This window comes from Gordonia sp. CPCC 205333, from assembly GCF_048537885.1.
GTDB lineage: Bacteria > Actinomycetota > Actinomycetes > Mycobacteriales > Mycobacteriaceae > Gordonia.
Genome location: NZ_JBCLVI010000001.1, coordinates 519,405 through 538,160, shown reverse-complemented (window position 1 = coordinate 538,160; position 18,756 = coordinate 519,405). Strand labels below are relative to the sequence as shown.

Annotated in this window: 21 protein-coding genes and 1 riboswitch; of the genes, 4 read left to right on the top strand and 17 right to left on the bottom strand. The window is 63.1% G+C overall.

Annotated features, from left to right (window positions below; all coding sequences use genetic code 11):
* Positions 1-39: 39 nt before the first annotated feature.
* The 7 genes from AAFP29_RS02540 to hpt form a co-directional block, all read right to left on the bottom strand.
* The gene (locus AAFP29_RS02540; protein ID WP_419216326.1) at positions 40-522 is read right to left on the bottom strand and encodes a DUF3180 domain-containing protein; all 483 of its coding nucleotides are present in this window, start codon (positions 520-522) and stop codon (positions 40-42) included.
* Positions 523-560: 38 nt separating this feature from the next.
* Positions 561-1,079, bottom strand: coding sequence for a 2-amino-4-hydroxy-6-hydroxymethyldihydropteridine diphosphokinase (gene folK, locus AAFP29_RS02535; protein ID WP_419215730.1), 519 nt, complete (start codon positions 1,077-1,079; stop codon positions 561-563).
* Positions 1,076-1,462 (bottom strand): dihydroneopterin aldolase, encoded by a 387-nt coding sequence (gene folB / locus AAFP29_RS02530; protein ID WP_419215729.1) that lies wholly within the window; start codon positions 1,460-1,462, stop codon positions 1,076-1,078. Before folB ends, folK begins: the two co-directional genes overlap by 4 nt.
* 12 nt (positions 1,463-1,474) lie before the next feature.
* On the bottom strand, positions 1,475-2,332 hold the full coding sequence (folP, locus tag AAFP29_RS02525; RefSeq protein ID WP_419215728.1) for a dihydropteroate synthase: 858 nt from the start codon (positions 2,330-2,332) through the stop codon (positions 1,475-1,477).
* Positions 2,333-2,334: 2 nt separating this feature from the next.
* A complete protein-coding gene (folE, locus tag AAFP29_RS02520) occupies positions 2,335-2,952 on the bottom strand; it encodes a GTP cyclohydrolase I FolE (protein WP_419215727.1) in 618 nt (205 codons plus the stop codon).
* Positions 2,939-5,422 carry an ATP-dependent zinc metalloprotease FtsH gene (ftsH, locus tag AAFP29_RS02515; protein ID WP_419215726.1) on the bottom strand — a complete coding sequence of 828 codons (2,484 nt, stop codon included), beginning with the start codon at positions 5,420-5,422 and terminating at the stop codon, positions 2,939-2,941. Before ftsH ends, folE begins: the two co-directional genes overlap by 14 nt.
* 184 nt (positions 5,423-5,606) lie before the next feature.
* Positions 5,607-6,173 (bottom strand): hypoxanthine phosphoribosyltransferase, encoded by a 567-nt coding sequence (hpt, locus tag AAFP29_RS02510; RefSeq protein ID WP_419215725.1) that lies wholly within the window; start codon positions 6,171-6,173, stop codon positions 5,607-5,609.
* A gap of 163 nt (positions 6,174-6,336) precedes the next feature.
* Between hpt and AAFP29_RS02505 the strand changes: the two genes are divergently transcribed.
* Positions 6,337-6,990 (top strand): glycine zipper family protein, encoded by a 654-nt coding sequence (locus tag AAFP29_RS02505; RefSeq protein WP_419215724.1) that lies wholly within the window; start codon positions 6,337-6,339, stop codon positions 6,988-6,990.
* Between the two features lie 27 nt (positions 6,991-7,017).
* Here the strand turns inward: AAFP29_RS02505 and tilS are convergent, their stop codons facing one another.
* Genes tilS through dacB form a run of 3 tightly spaced genes read right to left on the bottom strand, consistent with a single transcriptional unit; the run spans position 7,018 to position 10,444 of the window.
* Positions 7,018-7,965, bottom strand: a complete 948-nt coding sequence (tilS, locus tag AAFP29_RS02500; RefSeq protein WP_419215723.1) for a tRNA lysidine(34) synthetase TilS — start codon at positions 7,963-7,965, stop codon at positions 7,018-7,020.
* Positions 7,944-9,044: a zinc-dependent metalloprotease gene (locus AAFP29_RS02495; RefSeq protein ID WP_419215722.1), complete on the bottom strand. Its 1,101-nt coding sequence runs from the start codon at positions 9,042-9,044 to the stop codon at positions 7,944-7,946. The genes tilS and AAFP29_RS02495 overlap by 22 nt, the downstream gene beginning before the upstream one ends.
* Positions 9,041-10,444, bottom strand: a complete 1,404-nt coding sequence (gene dacB / locus AAFP29_RS02490) for a D-alanyl-D-alanine carboxypeptidase/D-alanyl-D-alanine-endopeptidase (protein ID WP_419215721.1) — start codon at positions 10,442-10,444, stop codon at positions 9,041-9,043. Before dacB ends, AAFP29_RS02495 begins: the two co-directional genes overlap by 4 nt.
* A gap of 95 nt (positions 10,445-10,539) precedes the next feature.
* On the opposite strand from dacB, the gene AAFP29_RS02485 reads away from it, so the two are divergent.
* Positions 10,540-11,028, top strand: coding sequence for an inorganic diphosphatase (locus AAFP29_RS02485; RefSeq protein WP_419215720.1), 489 nt, complete (start codon positions 10,540-10,542; stop codon positions 11,026-11,028).
* A gap of 15 nt (positions 11,029-11,043) precedes the next feature.
* On the opposite strand, the gene AAFP29_RS02480 is transcribed toward AAFP29_RS02485, so the two are convergent.
* Both AAFP29_RS02480 and AAFP29_RS02475 read right to left on the bottom strand, forming a co-directional pair.
* A complete protein-coding gene (locus AAFP29_RS02480) occupies positions 11,044-12,729 on the bottom strand; it encodes an MDR family MFS transporter (protein ID WP_419215719.1) in 1,686 nt (561 codons plus the stop codon).
* Complete coding sequence (locus AAFP29_RS02475; RefSeq protein ID WP_419215718.1) at positions 12,726-13,199, bottom strand: MarR family winged helix-turn-helix transcriptional regulator; 474 nt, start codon at positions 13,197-13,199, stop codon at positions 12,726-12,728. Before AAFP29_RS02475 ends, AAFP29_RS02480 begins: the two co-directional genes overlap by 4 nt.
* A 250-nt stretch (positions 13,200-13,449) precedes the next feature.
* Here AAFP29_RS02475 and AAFP29_RS02470 point away from each other — a divergent pair, with 250 nt between their 5' ends.
* A complete protein-coding gene (locus tag AAFP29_RS02470) occupies positions 13,450-14,100 on the top strand; it encodes a hypothetical protein (protein ID WP_419215717.1) in 651 nt (216 codons plus the stop codon).
* Positions 14,101-14,236: 136 nt separating this feature from the next.
* On the opposite strand, the gene AAFP29_RS02465 is transcribed toward AAFP29_RS02470, so the two are convergent.
* Together AAFP29_RS02465 and AAFP29_RS02460 are read right to left on the bottom strand one after the other, a co-directional pair.
* The gene (locus AAFP29_RS02465) at positions 14,237-14,674 is read right to left on the bottom strand and encodes a hypothetical protein (protein ID WP_419215716.1); all 438 of its coding nucleotides are present in this window, start codon (positions 14,672-14,674) and stop codon (positions 14,237-14,239) included.
* Positions 14,671-15,198, bottom strand: coding sequence for a hypothetical protein (locus AAFP29_RS02460; RefSeq protein WP_419215715.1), 528 nt, complete (start codon positions 15,196-15,198; stop codon positions 14,671-14,673). Before AAFP29_RS02460 ends, AAFP29_RS02465 begins: the two co-directional genes overlap by 4 nt.
* Before the next feature lie 46 nt (positions 15,199-15,244).
* Positions 15,245-15,384, bottom strand: a riboswitch (SAM riboswitch).
* 94 nt (positions 15,385-15,478) lie between these two features.
* Here AAFP29_RS02460 and AAFP29_RS02455 point away from each other — a divergent pair.
* Entirely contained in the window at positions 15,479-16,594 is a 1,116-nt protein-coding gene (locus tag AAFP29_RS02455) for an isochorismate synthase (protein WP_419215714.1), read from the top strand.
* On the opposite strand, the gene AAFP29_RS02450 is transcribed toward AAFP29_RS02455, so the two are convergent.
* The 3 genes from AAFP29_RS02450 to AAFP29_RS02440 are packed head-to-tail and all read right to left on the bottom strand — an operon-like array spanning position 16,579 to position 18,699.
* Positions 16,579-17,784 carry an O-succinylhomoserine sulfhydrylase gene (locus AAFP29_RS02450; RefSeq protein ID WP_419215713.1) on the bottom strand — a complete coding sequence of 402 codons (1,206 nt, stop codon included), beginning with the start codon at positions 17,782-17,784 and terminating at the stop codon, positions 16,579-16,581. The two genes, AAFP29_RS02455 and AAFP29_RS02450, sit on opposite strands and share 16 nt — an antisense overlap.
* A 43-nt stretch (positions 17,785-17,827) precedes the next feature.
* Complete coding sequence (locus tag AAFP29_RS02445; protein ID WP_419215712.1) at positions 17,828-18,241, bottom strand: rhodanese-like domain-containing protein; 414 nt, start codon at positions 18,239-18,241, stop codon at positions 17,828-17,830.
* On the bottom strand, positions 18,238-18,699 hold the full coding sequence (locus tag AAFP29_RS02440) for a hypothetical protein (RefSeq protein WP_419215711.1): 462 nt from the start codon (positions 18,697-18,699) through the stop codon (positions 18,238-18,240). Before AAFP29_RS02440 ends, AAFP29_RS02445 begins: the two co-directional genes overlap by 4 nt.
* Positions 18,700-18,756 lie beyond the last annotated feature (57 nt).

Sequence of the window (18,756 nt, the reverse complement as noted above, 5' to 3'; positions counted from 1 at the left end):
GTAAATATGGGCGAAGGTGACCGGAGAGTTGCGAATTCGTCAGGCAGATCCGGGGTGTTCGCCGAGCAGATCGGGAGTTGGATCGTCGGGGGCGCGACAACAATACTCCAACCACAGTGCCGCAGCGGCCAGGACGACCGCGCCGATAACTGCGACGATCACCGATGGTTTGTCGTGATCGGCCTGTGCCAGATCATTCTGTTCAAGCAAGAACACCAGCATCCCGGCCCACACCCCGACCATGATGGCGCCGAGAATGGCAGATGCCTTGGCTAGAGCCACTATCCGCGCGGCAGTCAACGGATGTAATTGTCCGCGGGCCCGACCGACCTGTCGGGCGCCGACCCGCGACCGCACGATCAACGCGACGACAACCTCAACGGCGGCAAGGACATACAGTGCGATTCCGGCGAGTAGCGGGATCGACGGGAGGTCGCCGTAGTTGTATCCAACCAATACCCAACTGGCCACGCCAACGATCACCGCGACGAGGGTCAGATCTCGAATTCTGGTGGGCCCCATGCCCCGCTCGTCGTCATCGGGCTGCCCGTGTTGCTGCGTCACCAGTTCCCGTCCAGTTCTCCGAGGCACCGAACCCCGGCGAGTTCGGCGGAATCGATTTGCGCGACAAGCGCATCCACACGTTCGACGCCGGAACTCGTATGCAGCACCGCGTCCGGCTCAACGTCAAGCCAAGGCACCAGGACGAATGCACGCTGCGCTGCCCGCGGATGCGGAAGGATCAAATTCGGGTCACCGTCCCGCACCACGACGCCGCCCAAATCTTCGACGCTGATCACATCGACATCGAGAGTTCTTGGCCCCCAACGTATTTCCCGCGTCCGGTCGGCGGCTTGCTCAAGTTCCGCACCGGCACGCAACCATGACTCCGGGGATCGGGGTCCGTCGACGATCAGGGTGATATTGAAGAAGTCGTCCTGTTCGACACCGCCCCACGGCGCCGTCGAGAAGACTCGCGACACCGCGATCACTTCATCGGCGAAACCTGCCACGACGCTGCGGAGATGCGCGCGCCGATCGCCGACATTACTACCGGCCGACAGGACTGCTCGACTCATCGGTCGACCTTGGCCGCCATCGACTTTCGGGACCGCCGAGTCACTACCAGTACGTCGGCGAAGGTCAGTGGAATCGGCGCGGACGGTTTGTGAACCGTCACCTCGACCGCTGCGAGCCGTTCGTCCACCATCAATGACTCGGCGATTTCGGCGCCGACGGTCTCGATGAGATTGCGCGGTTCGCCGGAGACGATGTCGTGCACCTGCTGCGCCAGCACCCCATAATCGACGGTGTCAGCGAGATCATCGGACTCGGCGGCTCGCGCCAGATCCAGCCACAATGTCACGTCGATGAGAAAGTCTTGGCCATCAATTCGCTCATGCTCGAAGACACCATGAAATCCACGGACTTGTAAGCCACGCAACTCAATTCGATCAGCCACTGGTGATTCTCCTCATCTGCGGACCCGGCCCTGCTGCCAAGCATCGGCAACGGCGATTGCATCGCGGCTCGACGCGACGTCGTGTACGCGAACGCCCCAGGCCCCGGCTGCGGCGGCCAACGCCGAGATCGCGGCCGTGGCGACCTCGCGTCCGGCCGGTGGTCGGTCGGCGGCGTCAGCGGCCAACAGCGAACCGAGGAATCGCTTCCGCGAGGCGCCGACCAGAATCGGGAATCCCAGCCCAACCAAGGTTGGCAACGCATGCAATAGTGCCCAGTTGTGGTCGGCGTCTTTCGCGAAACCCAGCCCCGGATCGAGGATGATGTTGTCGGGGTCGACGCCCGCGGAAACCGCGGTATCGACTTGCGCGAGCAATTCGCCGCTCACCTCGGCGACGACGTCGCGGTATCCGTCGGAGACCGCGACGCGATGGGTGAAGTCGGCTGGCGAGAACGGGCCACCTCGGCCCGCATCGGAAAGTGGACGCCAGTGCATCAGGATCCACGGCACCCCGGCATCGGCGACCACGTTGGCCATCCGCGTGTCGGCGCGTCCGCCGGATACGTCGTTGACGAGTTGCGCGCCGGCGGCTATCGCTGCCTGCGCGACCGATGCGCGCATCGTGTCCACCGAGATCGTGACTCCCTCGGCGGAGAGTTGCTCGATTACCGGCACCACCCTCGATGCTTCGACTGCGGCGTCGATGCGATGCGCGCCCGGACGTGTCGATTCGCCACCGACGTCGACGATATCGGCACCGTCAGCGGCCAGCAGGCGGCCGTGTTCGACCGCGGCATCGACAGCGAGAAAACGGCCGCCGTCGGAGAACGAGTCGGCAGTCACATTGAGCACTCCGAGCAAGCGGGTCATCGCTAGCGGGTGATCAGGTCGAGCGCCTCGCCGCGAGACACCGCGCTGGTCTTGAAGAGGCCGCGCACCGCCGAGGTGGTGGTCCGGGCTCCCGGCTTGCGAATTCCGCGCATCGCCATGCACAGATGCTCGGCCTCGATCACGACGATCACACCGCGTGGATCCAGTCGGCGCACGATCGCATCGGCGATCTGTGAGGTGAGTCGTTCCTGGACCTGCGGTCGTTTGGCATAGAGATCGACCAGTCGGGCCAGCTTCGACAAACCGGTCACTCGACCCGAGGTACCCGGTATGTAGCCGACGTGAGCCACGCCGTGGAAGGACACCAGGTGATGTTCGCAGGTGGAGTACAGCGGTATGTCTTTAACGAGGACGAGTTCGTCGTGGTTCTCGTCGAAGGTGGTCGCGAGCACGTCGTCGGGATCGGTGTAGAGCCCGGCGAAAACCTCGCGATAGGCGTTGGCGACGCGAGTTGGCGTGCGCTGCAAGCCTTCTCGGTCGGGGTCTTCGCCGACCGCGATCAGCAGTTCGCGAACTGCGGCCTCGGCACGCGCCTGGTCGAATTCACCGCGCTCAGTGCGCTCAGGCTCCCCCACGACCGTCTCCTCACTGATCGTCATCGTGCCGCTTCGCCTCACCGGACGTATCGACACCCGAATTCTCCTGCGGCGCGGCACCATTGGCGTTACCATTCACGCCGCCGGTGGCCGCACCATCGCCATTGACGGCACCTTTCGGCGGCCAGCCAGGTGCCGACCAGTCCGCGGGTGCGCCGTAGTCGGGGCGTGAACCGGCCTGACCTGGCGATGGTGCCGTTGGGTACGGCTGTTGCCCATTCTGCGCTGGATAACTCGGCCCGCTTCCGGTGCCGGGATAACCCGGCCCGCTCGCGCCGGGATACGGCTGAGTCGGATACGGCTGGGTCGGATACGGCTGGGGCGGATACGGCTGACCTGGATGCTGCTGCTGACCCGGGTGTGGCTGGCCGGGGAAAGGTTGCGTCGGATACGGCTGAGGCGGGTACGGCTGGCCGGGATATGGCTGGCCGTGTTGCTGGCCCGGATAACCCTGCTGCGGCGCATAGCCCGGGGCGTAACTCGGAGCCTGCGCGGGCACCGGCTCGGCCTTCTGTTCGGGCTCGGGCGGCCACGGCTCGCCGCGCTCGATCGCCAATTCACCCGGCGTCTTCACCGGTGGCTTATTACTTGGGATACGTGCGCCGAATTCGTTGAATTCGGTTATCCGCGGCCGCTTTTCGACCTCGGAGAAGATCTTCTGCAGATCCTTGCGAGTCAGTGTCTCCCGTTCTAGCAGTTCGGTTGCCAGCACATCGAGCGTGTCGCGGTACTCGTTGAGGATCGCCCACGCCTCGGTGTGAGCTGCCTCGATGAGACGACGCACCTCGTCGTCGATTTCCCGGGCGATGTCGGCGGAATAGTCCGACTGAGTGCCCATCGATCGGCCCAGGAACGGATCACCCTGCTCCTGCCCGTAGCGCACCGCACCGAGTTTGGCGCTCATGCCGTATTCGGTGACCATCGCGCGTGCGATCTTGGTTGCCTGGTCGATATCGGACGACGCACCCGTCGTCGGCTCGCTGAAGACCAATTCCTCGGCGGCGCGGCCACCCATGGCCATCACCAACCGAGCGATCATCTCCGAGCGAGTCATCACATCTTTGTCCTGCTCGGGAACGGCCAGCGCGTGGCCACCGGTGCGACCGCGAGCAAGGATGGTGACCTTGTAGATCGGGTCGAGGTCGGGCATCGCCCAGGCCGCGAGTGTGTGGCCACCCTCGTGATAGGCCACCACTTTTCGTTCATGTTCGCTGATGACCCGACTCTTACGGCGCGGACCGCCGATCACCCGGTCGACTGCCTCTTCGAGGGCTTCGCCAGTGATCACGTTCTTATTCTCGCGCGCGGTGAGCAGCGCCGCCTCGTTGAGGACGTTCTCCAGATCGGCACCGGACATACCCGGAGTGCGCTTGGCCAATCCGTCGAGATCGGCGTCGGGGGCGATCGGCTTGCCCTGCGCATGGACCTTGAGGATCGCCTTGCGGCCGGCCATATCCGGATTGCCAACCGGAATCTGCCGGTCGAACCGGCCCGGACGCAGCAGCGCGGGGTCAAGGATGTCCGGACGGTTGGTCGCGGCGATGAGGATCACGCCGGACCGTTCACCGAAACCGTCCATCTCGACGAGCAACTGGTTGAGGGTTTGTTCGCGTTCGTCGTGACCGCCACCGAGTCCCGCGCCACGCTGGCGGCCGACGGCGTCGATCTCGTCGACGAAGATGATGCAGGGACTGTTGGCCTTGGCCTGCTCGAACAGGTCGCGGACACGTGAGGCGCCGACGCCGACAAACATCTCGACGAAATCCGAACCGGAGATGGTGAAAAACGGCACTCCGGCCTCACCGGCGACCGCTCGTGCCAGCAGCGTCTTACCCGTTCCGGGTGGACCGTAGAGCAGCACACCCTTTGGAATATTGGCGCCGAGCGCTTGGTACCGCGCAGGGTTCTGTAGGAAATCCTTGATCTCGTACAGCTCTTCGACAGCCTCGTCGGCGCCGGCCACGTCGGCGAACGTAGTCTTCGGCATGTCTTTGGTGAGCTGCTTGGCGCGGGACTTGCCAAAGCCCATCACGCCGCCCTTGCCGCCACCTTGCATGCGGCTCATCACGAATAGGAACAGGCCGAACAGAATCAGCATCGGGAGTAGGAAGATGAGCAACTGCCCGAGGATCGAATTCTGACTCACATTGGTCTGGTAGCCGGCCCCGGTCGCGTCGACCCGGTCGAAGACTTCGCGTGCGCTGGCAGCGGGGTACTGCGTGGTGATCTTGTCGGACTTCTCGCCCTTGTTGTTGACGACGACCGCCTTCTTGAGGCTGATGCGCAGCCGCTGCTCTCGATCGTCGATCTGCACGAATTCGACATTGCTCTTGGTGTTGAGCTGCGTGAGCGCGACGTAGGTGTCGACTGTCTTGTATTCGCGGTTGGAGTCGCGCATCGCGCTCCAGCCCCAGATGGCCAAGATGATCAGCAGCACAATCGCCAGATTGCGGAAGACGGTCTTTCGATTCATTCGCGCTGGTGCGGCGCCCACGAGGTTCGCGAGACGCCATCGTCCTTCCCATTTACTTGCTCTTTAGGCTACTCGTAACGTCGCTGGGAATTCCCTGAGGCCAGCGAGTCCGCGGCATCGCCGCAGAGCCGAGATCGCACAATCAGTCGTATAACGCCGAGTGCGGACCAATCGTTCCCTCGAGTCAGTCGCTGTACACCGACGGATTGAGACGGCCGATGTAAGGGAGATCACGATAGCGCTCCGCGTAGTCGAGGCCGTAGCCGACGACGAATTCGTTGGGGATGTCGAAACCGATGTCGTTCACGTCCAGCGTGGCCCGCACGGCGTCGGGTTTACGCAATAGCGTGCAAATGTTGAGCGACCGCGGTGAGCGGGTCGCCAGATTCTTCAGCAGCCAGCTCAACGTCAGGCCGGAGTCGATGATGTCCTCGACGATCAGCACGTCGCGGTCGGCGATGTCGCGGTCGAGGTCTTTGAGGATGCGCACCACCCCCGACGACGACGTCGACGAGCCATAACTCGACACCGCCATAAACTCCAGTTGCGAGGGGATCGGAAGGGCACGGGCGAAGTCGGTCATAAACATGATCGCGCCCTTGAGCACGCCGATGAGGACCAGGTCATCGGGGGCGTCGCGATAGCGCGCCGCTACCGACTCGGCCAGTTCCTTAGTGCGCGTACGGATCTGCTCTTCGGTGATCAGAACCGCTTCGATGTCATCGCCGTACGGGTTCTCGTGGCTGCTCACGACCCTTAGCTTGTCATGTCGGCGCCACGGCGCGAAACGCGGCTTCTGCAATAGGCCGTTCAGCTTAGAAAATGGCCCGAAAATGGCTAGGCGTCAACCACTCTTCGACTACCTATTGAGTTGCTAATTAGGTGTGGTCACAATTCTCGGGGAATGGAACTCTATGAAGCTTCTCGTCATCATCATATGCACTCTTGCAATCGTCTCCACTGGAACACATCTCGGCGTCGCGAGCGCGGCACCCACAGTCGACGGACCCGTCAACTATCGAATTTCCGCAGTTGGGCACAGCATGCGGATCTCGGTGAGCAATGGCTCGATAACCACGTCTGGGCAGTCGGTATCACTGCGCAGCCGGGCAGGCGCGGAGCGGCTGCGCATCCCACTTGCGTTCCGGCTCAACGGTATTCGATATCGCCTCACCGCCGTGGCCAACCGGACGTCGGCGACACTCACACCGATGATCGGCCAGGTTCGCAAACCTGCCGCGTCGAACGGCGAACGACTCGGCACACCGCGGACCAGACAGGAACGCGATCGGATGGCGTTGGCGCTATTCAACGAGCAGGTCAGCGCGGCGATGACGGTTTCCACCATTCTCGGCATGGCGCTCGGCGCCGTCGTCGGGGGCGTCACCGGTTGCGTACTCGGCCTGCCGATCTTCGGCGTCGGCTGTATTCCCGGATTCATCGGCGGTACGTCAGTAGGCTCAATCCTCGGCGGTCTGGCCGGCGGCGGAGGCGGCCTCATCGTCTTCGGTCTGGAGTATTGGCGAACCATCAACTCGCCATTTACCCCACCCAACGGGGCAAAGTAGCGCCGGGCCGGGGTTTTGACCGATCGGCTAGCGCGCGAGCCGATCGGTCGTCAACACCCCGGCGCGGCGCACGACAACCAGCCGGTACTCCGCATCGCCACCGATCGCGACCGGCCCCTGGCCCCGCCACCGCACCACCAGGGCGTCGGCAGCATCCACCACCCGGGCCGTCGGCTCGGTCGCTCCAATGTCCATAAGCCAGCGATGCAAGACTCGGCGACGAAGCGCGGGGTGTTGCGCAGCAAGGGTTTTCGTGTTCAGTCCACCGCCGGTCACACTGTCGACAAATGCGTCAGCCGCCAACCGCTCGAGCAGGTCGACATCGTCTCGCAAGACGTCAGCGGTCCGGGCCAACGCCGCGGTCACCCCACCGGAGAGCACATCGTCGAGCAGGGGTAGTACCTCGTTGCGTACCCGCACCCGGGTGAACCTCGGGTCGTCGTTATGCCGATCACGGTATGGCGTCAGCCCCCACTGCTCGCAGGCGGCGTGTGTGGTGGCCCGAGTGACACCGAGGAGGGGGCGCCCCCACGGCGCTCGCCACGACGCCATTCCCGCGATCGAACGCGGGCCGGATCCTCGTGCGAGACCGAGTATTACGGTCTCTGCCTGGTCGTCGACAGTGTGACCGATCAACACCGGCCGGTCCGAGCGGGCAGCGTTCAGCGCTTGGTAGCGCGCGACGCGGGCTGCGGCTTCCAGGCCACCATCGCCCCCAACGGTCACCGTCAGCACCTGAGCCGACGCCCCGAGATCTCGGGCCAAACTCGCTGCCGCCGAAGCGGTTTGGGCGGAGTCTGACTGTAGTCCATGATCGACGACGAGGGCGTGCACTTCCAATCCCGCAGCCACCGCACCCGCCGTCAGCGCAAGCGAGTCCGGTCCACCCGACAACGCGACGCACGCCCGCCCATCGGGCACATACTTTGTCGCGAAATCGGCGACCGCCCTAGTCACAGCACGCGTTTGATCCATTTAGCCGGTTCGTCGATCTCTTCGGGCAACGGCATCGTCGACTCATTGGTCCAGATGGCGTTGAACGGCTCCATCCCGACTGTCCCGACGACCTCATCGACAAACGCCTTGCCGCGAATGTATTGCGCCATCTTGGCATCCATCCCGATCAGCGCACGAATGATGCGCTGCACGGGATTTCGAGGTCCGGTCCGGCGAGCGTCGAAGGCGGCGCGGATCGACGCGACGGTCGGAACCTGCGCCGGACCCACCGCATCCATCACATGATCGGCGTGACCTTCGAGCAGCGTGCCGAGCATCATCATGCGGCTGAACGCCTCGTACTGTTCGGGGCTCTGCAGTAATTGCATCGCACCGATCACGCCCTTCTCCCGAGGCTTGTCCGACCGTAGCGCCGACGTAATCCTGGTGATCAATTCGCTTGCGGATTCACTACTTTCGCTTGTCAGGGTGGATACGTTGTCGACCATGTATTGCCGCAGCCACGGGTTAGCCGAGAACTGCACACGGTGGGTGACCTCGTGCAGACATACCCAGAGGCGGAAGTCCGACGGCACCACTTTGAGCGCGCGTTCAACGGCGATGATGTTGGGAGTCACCAACATCAGTACACCCGCGTCGCCAGTCTCCGGGTCGGGTGTGAACGGGTCGTACTGACCGAGGATCGCGCCCGACAAGAAGGCCAGCAATCCCCCCGCCTGTACGCCACTCACTTTGCCCGCGACCGTCCCACTGATCCCGGACAGACCAAGTCGCTTATCGGTTGACTCCGGCACGTCGACCGGCCCCAGCATCGACCGCATGGACTGAGCCGCGGCGGCGATCCACTCGCCGCGTTCGAAGATCCGCGCAGTCGGCACGCGGAGCCCGTCGGCCAGGCCGGTTACTTCGCGAACCGGGCCTTCCGCACGTACCGCGGCGTCTGCGAGCTCGGCTCGCGCTTGATCGAGCGTGTATGCGGTGACCCGCGGACCGGGGCGCGCCAGCCGTCGGCCGGTAGCCGCCGCGAGTTTCCAGTCGATACGGTCGCCGATACTCACCTCGCGCGTATCGACTTCTGGGCTATTCACTTCGGTCATCGGCATCCACATTCTCGGAGGGCACCGGCCACCGCGTCGAGCGCCGGGCGGGCGTCGGCTGGTGAGGTGCCGTTGGACATCAACGCGAACGACAGCACGCGGCCATCGACGGTCAGCACTGTGCCTGTCAACGAACTGACACCGGTCAAGGTTCCGGTCTTGGCGCGAACCCAGCCGGCGCCCGCGGTGAGTTTCGGATCGAAGCGGTCGGCGAGAGTGCCGGTTCCGCCCGCGATCGGCAGTCCGTCGAGCATCGGCCGGAGCTTGGGCTGCGCAGTTCCGGTGTTCGATTGGCCCGCTCGCTCCGCTCCCGGCGCCGCTGTCCCCGCCATTATTTTGTCGAGCAATGCCGCCGGAACCCGGTTCGCGTAGGAGAGACCCGAGGTGTCGTGCAGGGTTACTCCGGTGAGGTCAAAACCCTTGGTCTCAAGTGTCTGCTGGACAGCTCGCGCACCACCTTCCAGCGATGCCTCACCGCCGATGACCTGAGACAATTCAATCGACAACGCCTCGGCGAGGACATTGTCGCTGTAACGCATCATGTCGTTGACGCGGGTGACCAGCGGAGCGGAGGTGACCTTCGCGACGACCTTCGCCCCGGCGTCGGCGGACTCCTTGGTGACCTTCGAATCGACACCAAGCGCCTCGGCGAGCGCTTGCCCCGCGGTTATCGCGGGGTCGTCGACGCGGGGTGAGAATTCATCGAGCGGTTTGATCCGCCCGGCGTCGGCCATCAGCGGTTCGATCGGCGTGATGTCGCCGCCCGCGATATCGCGGCGGTCCCAGGTGGAGTCCATCGTCGGGCCGGTATACGCGTCGGTGTCGACCGCGACCGACGTCACGTTGATCCCGGCCTTGCGAATCTGCGCGGCGAGTGCGGCGATCCGCGGCGCGTCGGTGAAGAAGGTCTCCGCGCCGATCGGTTGGGCCGACAGCGTCGGGTCACCGGCACCCACCAGAATCACCTGACCGCCAGCCCCGGCAACCACCTTGGTTGTGAGCCGCTTGTCCTGGGGCGCCCCCAGCAGCACCGCGGCGGCGGTGAGAACCTTCGTATTCGACGCCGGGATCAGCGGCTGGTCGGGATTACGCGACCACAAGGTTGCGCCGGTAAGCGGATCGGTGACTTCACCGGTCAGTTTGCCCAGAGCGGGGTCGGCGATGACCTTGGCGAGCGCTTTGCGGACCCCGGCCCGCGTCGGCTCCGGAGCGTCGGCCGATACCGGGTTGATCGTCGGCGATGCCGCGACGAGCGCGGGTCGGGCGGGGGTACCCGGCGGAACGTCGGGGCCTGCGTTGAGCTGTCGCACGATGACAATCGACGCCGCCGCGATCACCGCGACGATGACCACGGACGTGAGGACCCACAACGCGATCCGAGTGCCTTTTCGAGCGCTCACACAACCTCCGCAATCTCGCACATGAGTCCAACAGTATCGTTGAGGCGATTCATACGCCCCGCCCACACATCGGCAGAGTAAGTAGGAGAACGACCGTGGCATTCGACGTCATCATCGAAATCCCCAAAGGCGCACGTAACAAGTACGAGGTCGACCACGAAACGGGTCGGGTATTTCTCGACCGTTACCTCTACACCGCCTTCGGATATCCCGCCGACTACGGCTTTATCGATAACACCCTCGGTGAGGATGGCGACCCGCTCGACGCGTTGGTCCTGCTGCCCGAGTCGGTCTACCCGGGCGTCACCGTCAAGGCGCGTGCGGTCGGCATGTACACGATGACCGACGAAGCCGGCGGCGACGACAAGTTGCTCTGCGTGCCAGCCAAGGACGTTCGCTGGGACCACATTCAGGACCTCGCCGACGTCAGCGAGTTCGAGTTGCAGGCGATCAGCCACTTCTTCGAGCACTACAAGGATCTCGAGCCCGGTAAAGAGGTTACCCCGGGCGGCTGGGTCGGCAAAGAGCAGGCCGAGAAGGTGCTGGCCGAGGCCATCGAGCGCCTGAAGACGCAGGGCCACTAGCCGCAAACCTCGAGGCTAGTCCAGCATCTCCTCGGACTCCTGCTCGGTCTCCTTCGCCTGCCGCAAGGGCAACTCCTTCCACGTCACGGTTGCCAGCACCGCCAGCAACGATGTGATCGACACGATCAGGAACACATAGTCCATCGAGTCGGCAAAGCCATCCTTGATCGGGTTGGCGATGGCGTCGGGCAGTTTTTCGATAATCGAGGTGTCATCCAGAACGCTGCCGGTGTCGTCGCCGCCGCCCTGACCCTGGCTCTTCGCGATGAGCGCCTTACCGAATGCCTGCACCTGCGGATCCGGGCTCTGCGCCGCTTGCACCACTGCGGTCTGGAATTCCGGTGTCGACGCCGCCTCTTCGGTCGACGTCGCGATATTGGGCCCCATCGTCGAGAACAGCAGCGAGAAGAACACCGCGACGCCGAGTGTGCCGCCCATCTGCCGGAAGAAGGTCGCCGTTCCCGTCGACATTCCCATGTCGCGCGGCGGCAGAATGTTCTGCATGGCAAGAGTGATGGGCTGCATCAGATTGCCGAGACCGAAGCCAAGACCGAAAGCCGCCAGCATTACCAGCCCCGTCGACGTCGAGTTGCTGACCAGATGCAGCAGGAAGGTCATCGCGGTGATCATGATCGAGCCGAGGATCGTGAATATCTTGTAGCGGCCGGTCCGGGAAATCATCTGTCCCGACGCCACCGAACCGATCATCAGGCCCAACACCATCGGCAGCATCTGCAATCCAGCCACCATCGGCGACGACCCGCGAAGCACCTGAAAGTACTGGGGCAGCATCGAGATCCCGCCGAACATCACCATGCCGACGATCACCGAAACGACAATGCCCTGCGCGAAGACGCGATTCTGGAATACCCGCAACGGGATCAGCGCATTGTCACCCATTCGATGTTCGATGAGCACGAAGGCTGCGACGCCGACCGCACCGATGACATAACAAAGCCACGAGTTGACCGATGTCCACCCCCACTTATAGCCCTGTTCGGCGACGATTAGCAGCGGTGCGACCGCGACGGCAAGTGCCGCCGCACCCCAGTAATCGGTGCGCTGCCCCTTGTTCTTCTCCTGGTTGTAATTCAGTACCCGGTACACGACGAATAGCGCGACGATGCCGATCGGCACGTTCACCAGGAACACCCAACGCCAGCCCGACACCCACAGGATCGAAGCCTGGCCGGCGAATAGTCCACCGAGTACCGGTCCGAGCACACTCGAAGTGCCGAATACCGCGAGGAAGTAGCCCTGGTACTTGGCCCGCTCACGCGGCGGCACGATGTCGCCAATCGTGGTGAGCGCCAAGGTGAATAGCCCACCAGCACCAAGCCCCTGCAGGGCGCGGAACGCCGCGAGCTCGTACATCGACGTGGCCAGGCTGCACAACAACGACCCAACGATGAAGATCGAGATGGCGACCATGAAGAACGGCTTGCGTCCGTAGATGTCGGAGAGTTTGCCGTAGAGCGGGGTGACAATGGTCGAGGTCACCAGGTACGCGGTGGTGACCCAGGCCTGCATCGAATAGCCCTGCAGATCATCGGCGATGGTGCGGATTGCGGTCGATACGATCGTCTGATCCAGCGCGGCCAGGAACATACCCATCATGAGTCCGCCCAGGATGGTCAGGATTTGACGATGAGTCAGACCCGCTCCCGCCTGGTCGGTAGTAGTCGACGGATCAGTTGTCATGTGGCACTTCCCTTTTCAAAGCTGATAAGTTCCTCGGCCGCGTCAACGAACCGGGTGAGTAGAGCGACGAGGGTGTCCAACTCGACGTCGGACCAACCGTCGAGAAGCTTGTGCAGTCGCGCCCGACGATGTGCGCGGATCTCCCCCGCACGAGCAACTCCGGCGTCGGTCGCGACAAGTAGGGTGGCCCGACCGTCGTCGGGGTCGGCCTCCCGGCGGACGTATCCCAGGTCGACGAGCGAGCCGACGTGGCGACTGACCGTCGACGGATCGGCCACCATGATTTCGGCGAGACGACTGGTTCGCATCGGTTCCCCGGCCAGATGAAATAGGCACTTGTACGCTGCGGTTTCCAAGGCGCCGTCGTCGGCGGTGCGGACGGTCAGATGTGCCGCGCGTTCGCGTAGGCGCACGTATTTGGAGAGAACGCCGAAGAGGTCGTCGATGGTCGCATCGTCCAGGTCTTCCACCCGACATTCTCCTCGGCGCGTAGTTACTTGCGGCCCCCAACTAGTTGGCGACCGCAAGTATGCGCCGAGATTGTGATGTATACAACTGCGACAATGCGCCCAGAACACACCAAAGCGGCGATAGCGGGTCGCGATCGCCGTATCGATCCCGTTGGGCGCGTTGGCTTTTGGTTCGCTTGGGTAACGATAGTGTGCTGTATGCGGCAGGCCTTGTGTCCGGGTTAGTCTGACTTTCTATTCGGGAGGCGAAATGGCGGATACGCATCGCAAGGTCGAGGTGACCGCAATCGTTATTGCGACAGTCGTGGCAGTCGCGGCGTTGGTCGTGTCGGGGGTCTCGTTGTACATGGGCAAGGAGCGAGCGGACGAGGCGAATCGGATCGCGTCTTCGGCGCTGAGGGTGGCCGAGGATCAGCGATACACCAACTTCACGATTAGCGCGTTCGTGAAGGACAACTACCCTTCGCAAGGGTTGTCATCGAAGACGACGCGGCTGCATTTGAACCCGAAGAACCGTGCGCCCGCGGTTTGGCGACAGTCGCAGATCAGGAGTTGGTACTTCTGGCTTGGCATTCAGGTCATCAATACGTCGAACGTCCCACTGATCTTGAACGACATCGGAATAATGTCGAGCCCCCACACGAATGAAGTTGGGCTGTGGATCTACAGCCGGAGCTTCGCCACTCCAGACTGCAAGGACGGCAGCACCGACGTGCGGTGCTACCGGTTTCCGGTCCAGATCCAGCCCGCCGAGAAGAAGACATTCTTCTGGCCGATCTGGGAGGATGTCAACACTCTTCGACGGAATGGCGCGGCCGACCCCGTGCGTATCGGGATCTCAGCTACTCCAATGAGGAAGAGCAGTTACCACTTCCGAACCAACATGCGGATCACCGACTGAACGGCGCGGCGAAAGTCCTATTGTTGCAACGAGGTCGTAACCCGCTGGCGTATTAGGGTTGCTGGCCGCACGAGATGCAGAACACACCAAAGCCGCCCCGGAGTGGACTCCGAGGCGACTCTGTGGCGATACGTTGCTAGGCCGCGGCCTTCGCGAACAGTGGTAAGACCTGCTCACGCACCCGTGCGGCGGTCGGCGAACCGTCGATCGGAGTGATGATGACCGCATCCGCGACCTCTGCCGCGTAGATATCTCGAATAAGTGTGTACAGACCGTGCACAGTCCCGACGTAACGAACAGTCTCTTCCTCACCGGTAGCAACCCCCACCGACGCACGAGCCGAATCGGCGAGCGGCGCGATCGCAGCCTGCACCTCCAGCGCGACAACGTAATTGGCCTGGTCGCGCACACCCGCGCGCAGCACCGAACGGGAACGCTGGGCATCGCGCAAATTCGCCTGCCGCACGACAATGCCGAAGGTGTTCGCGAGATCGTCGCCTGCCAATGCGACCTGTAATAGTGGCCGCCCGACGGTGATCGCATTCGAGCCCGGGGCGGTAAGTGTGGCGGTCATGCGAGTGGTCCTTTCACGTCGTCGGTTCGCACATAGTCGGAATCGGTCAGCCAGTCGGCACGGCCGATGAGTACTGCGCCCGTCGGTCCAACGGGTAGCGCTTCGGCGCCACAGATCACATAGTCGACACCATGCGAAACTGTCGAAAATGGTTGGCGCGCAATGATTTCAGTCGCGTCGACTGCGACCCGCGCACCATACCGGTGGACGTGATTGGTCAGCGCGATGATCGAGGCGACGTCAGCGGCACCGGTGATAACCACCGCGGAAACTCCGCCGGCCCGCAGCTCCGACGTCAACTCGTCCACGCTGCCGAGATTGTCGGCCGCACAGTGCACGACACGTCCGAACTCCGCGGCGATCAAGGCCAGGGCCGCACGCGCTTCGTCTCGACTCGCGGTCGCCAACACCACATCGTTGATACGCCCCCGCACGGCGGTGCGAATCGATTCCCGGTACACGCCGGTCAGCGTGCGCGTGGCCGGGATCGCGATAGTCGGTCGGTTCAGAACTGCGGTGCTCATCGATATTCCTCCAGGGTTGCCGTGCGAATGAAGGGGATCGGCCCCCTAGTGGCATTCGCCTGGCCGGGTCGTCACCCGGAGCACCCCGCCGCTGCGACTTATCGTCGCGCTGTTCGCCATGGAGGGTTGCCGACCAGCAAGCCGGGGCTATTTCCACCCGAAGGTGAATCGCTGGTACTCGTGACCTTGCTGGCCACTATGCCCACTTGTTCCCTCGTGCGCGAGATTTGCGATCACCGTGAATGTAAGGGCACCCAAACTTCTTCTGTACGGTTGTCTCGTGTCCGACATCTCCACTTTTGTATTATCTCGCCCTCACCACAGCATTACCGCCGCCGGCATCGACCGCGCCTTCCCCGATTCCGCCGACGCCGCGAGGGCCGCGCGCGACGGAGTTCTCGTCGTCGGAGCCATCGGCTTCGACCCCACCGCGCCGGCGGCGCTGTTCTCGCCGCGATCGGTACGGCGGACCAATGCTTCGATATCCGCGATCGCGCCGGTCGACCGGAGGTTCACGACCGTCGCGGCGACACCGGAACCGAAGGTGCATCGCGACCGAGTCGCCGCCGTCGTCGACATGATCGACGCGGGCGACGCACAGAAAGTCGTTCTGGCCAGGTCGGTGACCCTGCGCTCGGAAACTCCACTCGACCCGACCGAGCTGGTCGCCAATTTCGCAGCCGGAAATCCCGATGGCAACGCATTCGGTGTCGACCTGTCGGCCTGCGGTGACGCTGAGTTCGCCGATCATTGGTTTATCGGCTCATCACCAGAGTTGTTGATACGCAAGCAAGGCCGCACGATAACTTGCCACCCGTACGCCGGATCGACTCCGCGCCAACAGGATCCGGCCGTAGATCGGGCAGCAGGCCAGGCCCTGCTCAAGTCAGCGAAAGACCTAGCCGAACACGCGTTCGTCGTCGACTATCTACGCGACGCACTCGCCGAATTCTGCTCCGAACTCGACGCACCCTATACGCCAGACTTGTTGTCCACTAAGGAGATCTGGCATTTGGCGACACCGATCTCCGGCACACTTCGGGACGAAGATACAACGGCACTGGATCTCGCGCTCGCGTTAACCCCGACACCAGCGGTCGGCGGCACCCCGAAGGACATCGCCGCCGCGATCATCGCCAAACTTGAAGAGCCACGGGGCTTCTACGCCGGCGCCGTCGGTTGGTGCGACGAGAATGGCGACGGCGAGTGGATGGTTTCGATTCGATGCCTTCAACTCGAAGCCGACCGCGTCACCGTCCGAACCTGGGCCGGTGGCGGCATCGTGGCGGCATCCGACCCACAGGCCGAACTCGATGAGACCAGCGCGAAACTACGGACTGTCCTGCGGGCACTGGGCGCGCCGCCCGCGGCAGGGGCCGTTCAGCCCAACGCGTGATCGAGGTCGCCCAATAGGTCGTCCACGCCTTCGAGGCCAACGGACAACCGGACCGCGGCGTCGGTCAGACCGATCGACGCGCGACCGTCCGGACCCATCGCGCGGTGCGTGGTGGTGGCCGGATGGGTGATCAACGATTTAGAGTCGCCGAGATTATTGGAGATATCGACGATCTGCAATCCGTTGAGGACTTCGAACGCACGCTCCTTACCGTGTACGCCGGCGCGATCATTGAGCTCAAAGGTGATCACGGTGCCACCGCCGGCCATCTGCCGCTTGGCCAATTCATACTGCGGATGTGATTGCAGGAAGGGGTATTTCACCCAACGGACCCGCGAATCATTCTCCAGGAATTCGGCGACGCGCAGCGCGGAGGCCACCGAGGCGTCAACTCGCAGCCGCATCGTCTCCAATCCCTTGACCAGGGTCCACGCGTTGAACGGACTGAGCGCGGGACCGGTATGCCGCATCAGCTGCTGCACCGGACCCTCGATGTACTCCTGCTCACCGAGTATGGCGCCACCCATCACCCGACCCTGGCCGTCGATATGTTTGGTGCCCGAATACACGATGACATCGGCGCCCAAGTCCAGCCCGCGTTGGAGCAACGGGGTGGCAAATACGTTGTCCAACACCACTTTCGCACCGGCGGCATGAGCCAGATCGGTGACGGCGGTTACGTCGACGAGAGTCTGCATCGGATTCGACGGTGTCTCGAAGAACACCGCCGTGGTCGGCACCGAAAGCGCCTGCTCCCACTGCCCTAGATCCTCACCGTCGACGAAGACGGTCTCGACACCCCAGCGCGGCAAGATCTCGTTGCACACCACGAAACATGAGCCGAAGAGACTGCGCGCGGCGACGAGGCGATCGCCCGCCTTGAGTAACGCCCCCAAGGCTACGAAGACCGCTGCCATGCCACTCGCGGTGGCGAAACATGCTTCAGCGCCGTCGAGCAGGCGTAACCGTTCCTGGAACATCGCTACGGTCGGATTGCCGTACCGCGAGTAGACGAACCGCTCGTCTTCGCCGGTGAAGGCGCGTTCTGCCGCCTCGGCCGACTCGTAGACATAGCCGCTGTTGAGGTAAAGCGCCTCGGAAGTCTCGTGGAAGTTCGAGCGGGCCAGGCCACCCCGGACTCCGATGGTTTCCGGTGACACGCCGTCGGGCAATTGGTTGAAGATGCTCACCACTGCCTACCTTGCGAAGTCTCGATATGGGACCGCCAAGAAGTCACGACTGCCTCCAGGGCAGATTGGCGGCGCGCCAGCCGACCGACCCACGGTGATCACTGTCGTCGAGGCCGCCTTCAAATCCGTCAACGATGTTGTAGGCCTTGGCGATTCCGGCGGCGGAGGCCGCATGGGCGGCACCGATCGAACGATGACCGGACCGGCAGATGAACAACACCTCGTTGTTCTCGGTGATGCCTGCCTCACGTAACTGCTCAACGAAACCCGCATTGGGCTGACCATCGGGAAAATTCACCCACTCGACGAATACCGTTGCCTTACCGAGGATTTCGAGGTCGGGTACGCCGACGAAATTCCACTCCGCCTGGGTACGACAGTCGACCAGTACGGCGTCGGGGTTGGTCTCGAGCTGCTTCCACGCCTGCTCGGGGGACACATCACCTGCGTAGGTCATTTGCATACCTTCCACTCATCGCCTTCGCGGATCACCGTCGTCGGTGTCACCGTCTTGGCGTCGGAACCCTTGTTTTCGAAATGCCAGTGAACTTGGGCTGTTGCCCGGTTTCCGTCGATCATCACGTCGGCGATCTCCGGTATCAAGATTTTGCCGAATGTATCTCGCGATCGTTGATTCTCGTCGACGAATATCTGCTCAGTCGGGAAATCTGTGGAGCGAACGACTTCTGCGCACATCACCGAGCGATATTTGGAATAGTCGAGGCTGTTGCGCGCGGTATAGCTGTCGTTGATCGCGTACTGGATCTGAGCCGAGTCGGACACTCGGTCATCACTTGGCCGCAATACATTGGACAGCAACACCCCGCCGACGGCCAGCACGATCACGATGACGGCGGCAGCGAACGGCCAGATGTTGGTCTTGCGTGGAGACTGGTCATCAGCGGTTTGCGCCATGCGCCCAAGTTTAACGAGCTACGGCGAGCCGCCGACACGCGGCAACCGTCGAGCATG

Excerpts from the sequence above, each read along its gene's own strand:
- AAFP29_RS02440 (WP_419215711.1), bottom strand. The coding sequence starts at position 18,699 with ATGGCGCAAACCGCTGATGACCAGTCTCCACGCAAGACCAACATCTGG.
- AAFP29_RS02470 (WP_419215717.1), top strand. The coding sequence starts at position 13,450 with ATGGCGGATACGCATCGCAAGGTCGAGGTGACCGCAATCGTTATTGCG.
- AAFP29_RS02445 (WP_419215712.1), bottom strand. The coding sequence starts at position 18,241 with ATGACCTACGCAGGTGATGTGTCCCCCGAGCAGGCGTGGAAGCAGCTC.
- AAFP29_RS02495 (WP_419215722.1), bottom strand. The coding sequence starts at position 9,044 with ATGACCGAAGTGAATAGCCCAGAAGTCGATACGCGCGAGGTGAGTATC.
- AAFP29_RS02465 (WP_419215716.1), bottom strand. The coding sequence starts at position 14,674 with ATGACCGCCACACTTACCGCCCCGGGCTCGAATGCGATCACCGTCGGG.
- ftsH (WP_419215726.1), bottom strand. The coding sequence starts at position 5,422 with ATGAATCGAAAGACCGTCTTCCGCAATCTGGCGATTGTGCTGCTGATC.
- folP (WP_419215728.1), bottom strand. The coding sequence starts at position 2,332 with ATGACCCGCTTGCTCGGAGTGCTCAATGTGACTGCCGACTCGTTCTCC.
- tilS (WP_419215723.1), bottom strand. The coding sequence starts at position 7,965 with ATGGATCAAACGCGTGCTGTGACTAGGGCGGTCGCCGATTTCGCGACA.
- AAFP29_RS02460 (WP_419215715.1), bottom strand. The coding sequence starts at position 15,198 with ATGAGCACCGCAGTTCTGAACCGACCGACTATCGCGATCCCGGCCACG.
- AAFP29_RS02540 (WP_419216326.1), bottom strand. The coding sequence starts at position 522 with ATGGGGCCCACCAGAATTCGAGATCTGACCCTCGTCGCGGTGATCGTT.
- folE (WP_419215727.1), bottom strand. The coding sequence starts at position 2,952 with ATGACGATCAGTGAGGAGACGGTCGTGGGGGAGCCTGAGCGCACTGAG.
- folK (WP_419215730.1), bottom strand. The coding sequence starts at position 1,079 with ATGAGTCGAGCAGTCCTGTCGGCCGGTAGTAATGTCGGCGATCGGCGC.
- AAFP29_RS02480 (WP_419215719.1), bottom strand. The coding sequence starts at position 12,729 with ATGACAACTGATCCGTCGACTACTACCGACCAGGCGGGAGCGGGTCTG.
- AAFP29_RS02505 (WP_419215724.1), top strand. The coding sequence starts at position 6,337 with ATGAAGCTTCTCGTCATCATCATATGCACTCTTGCAATCGTCTCCACT.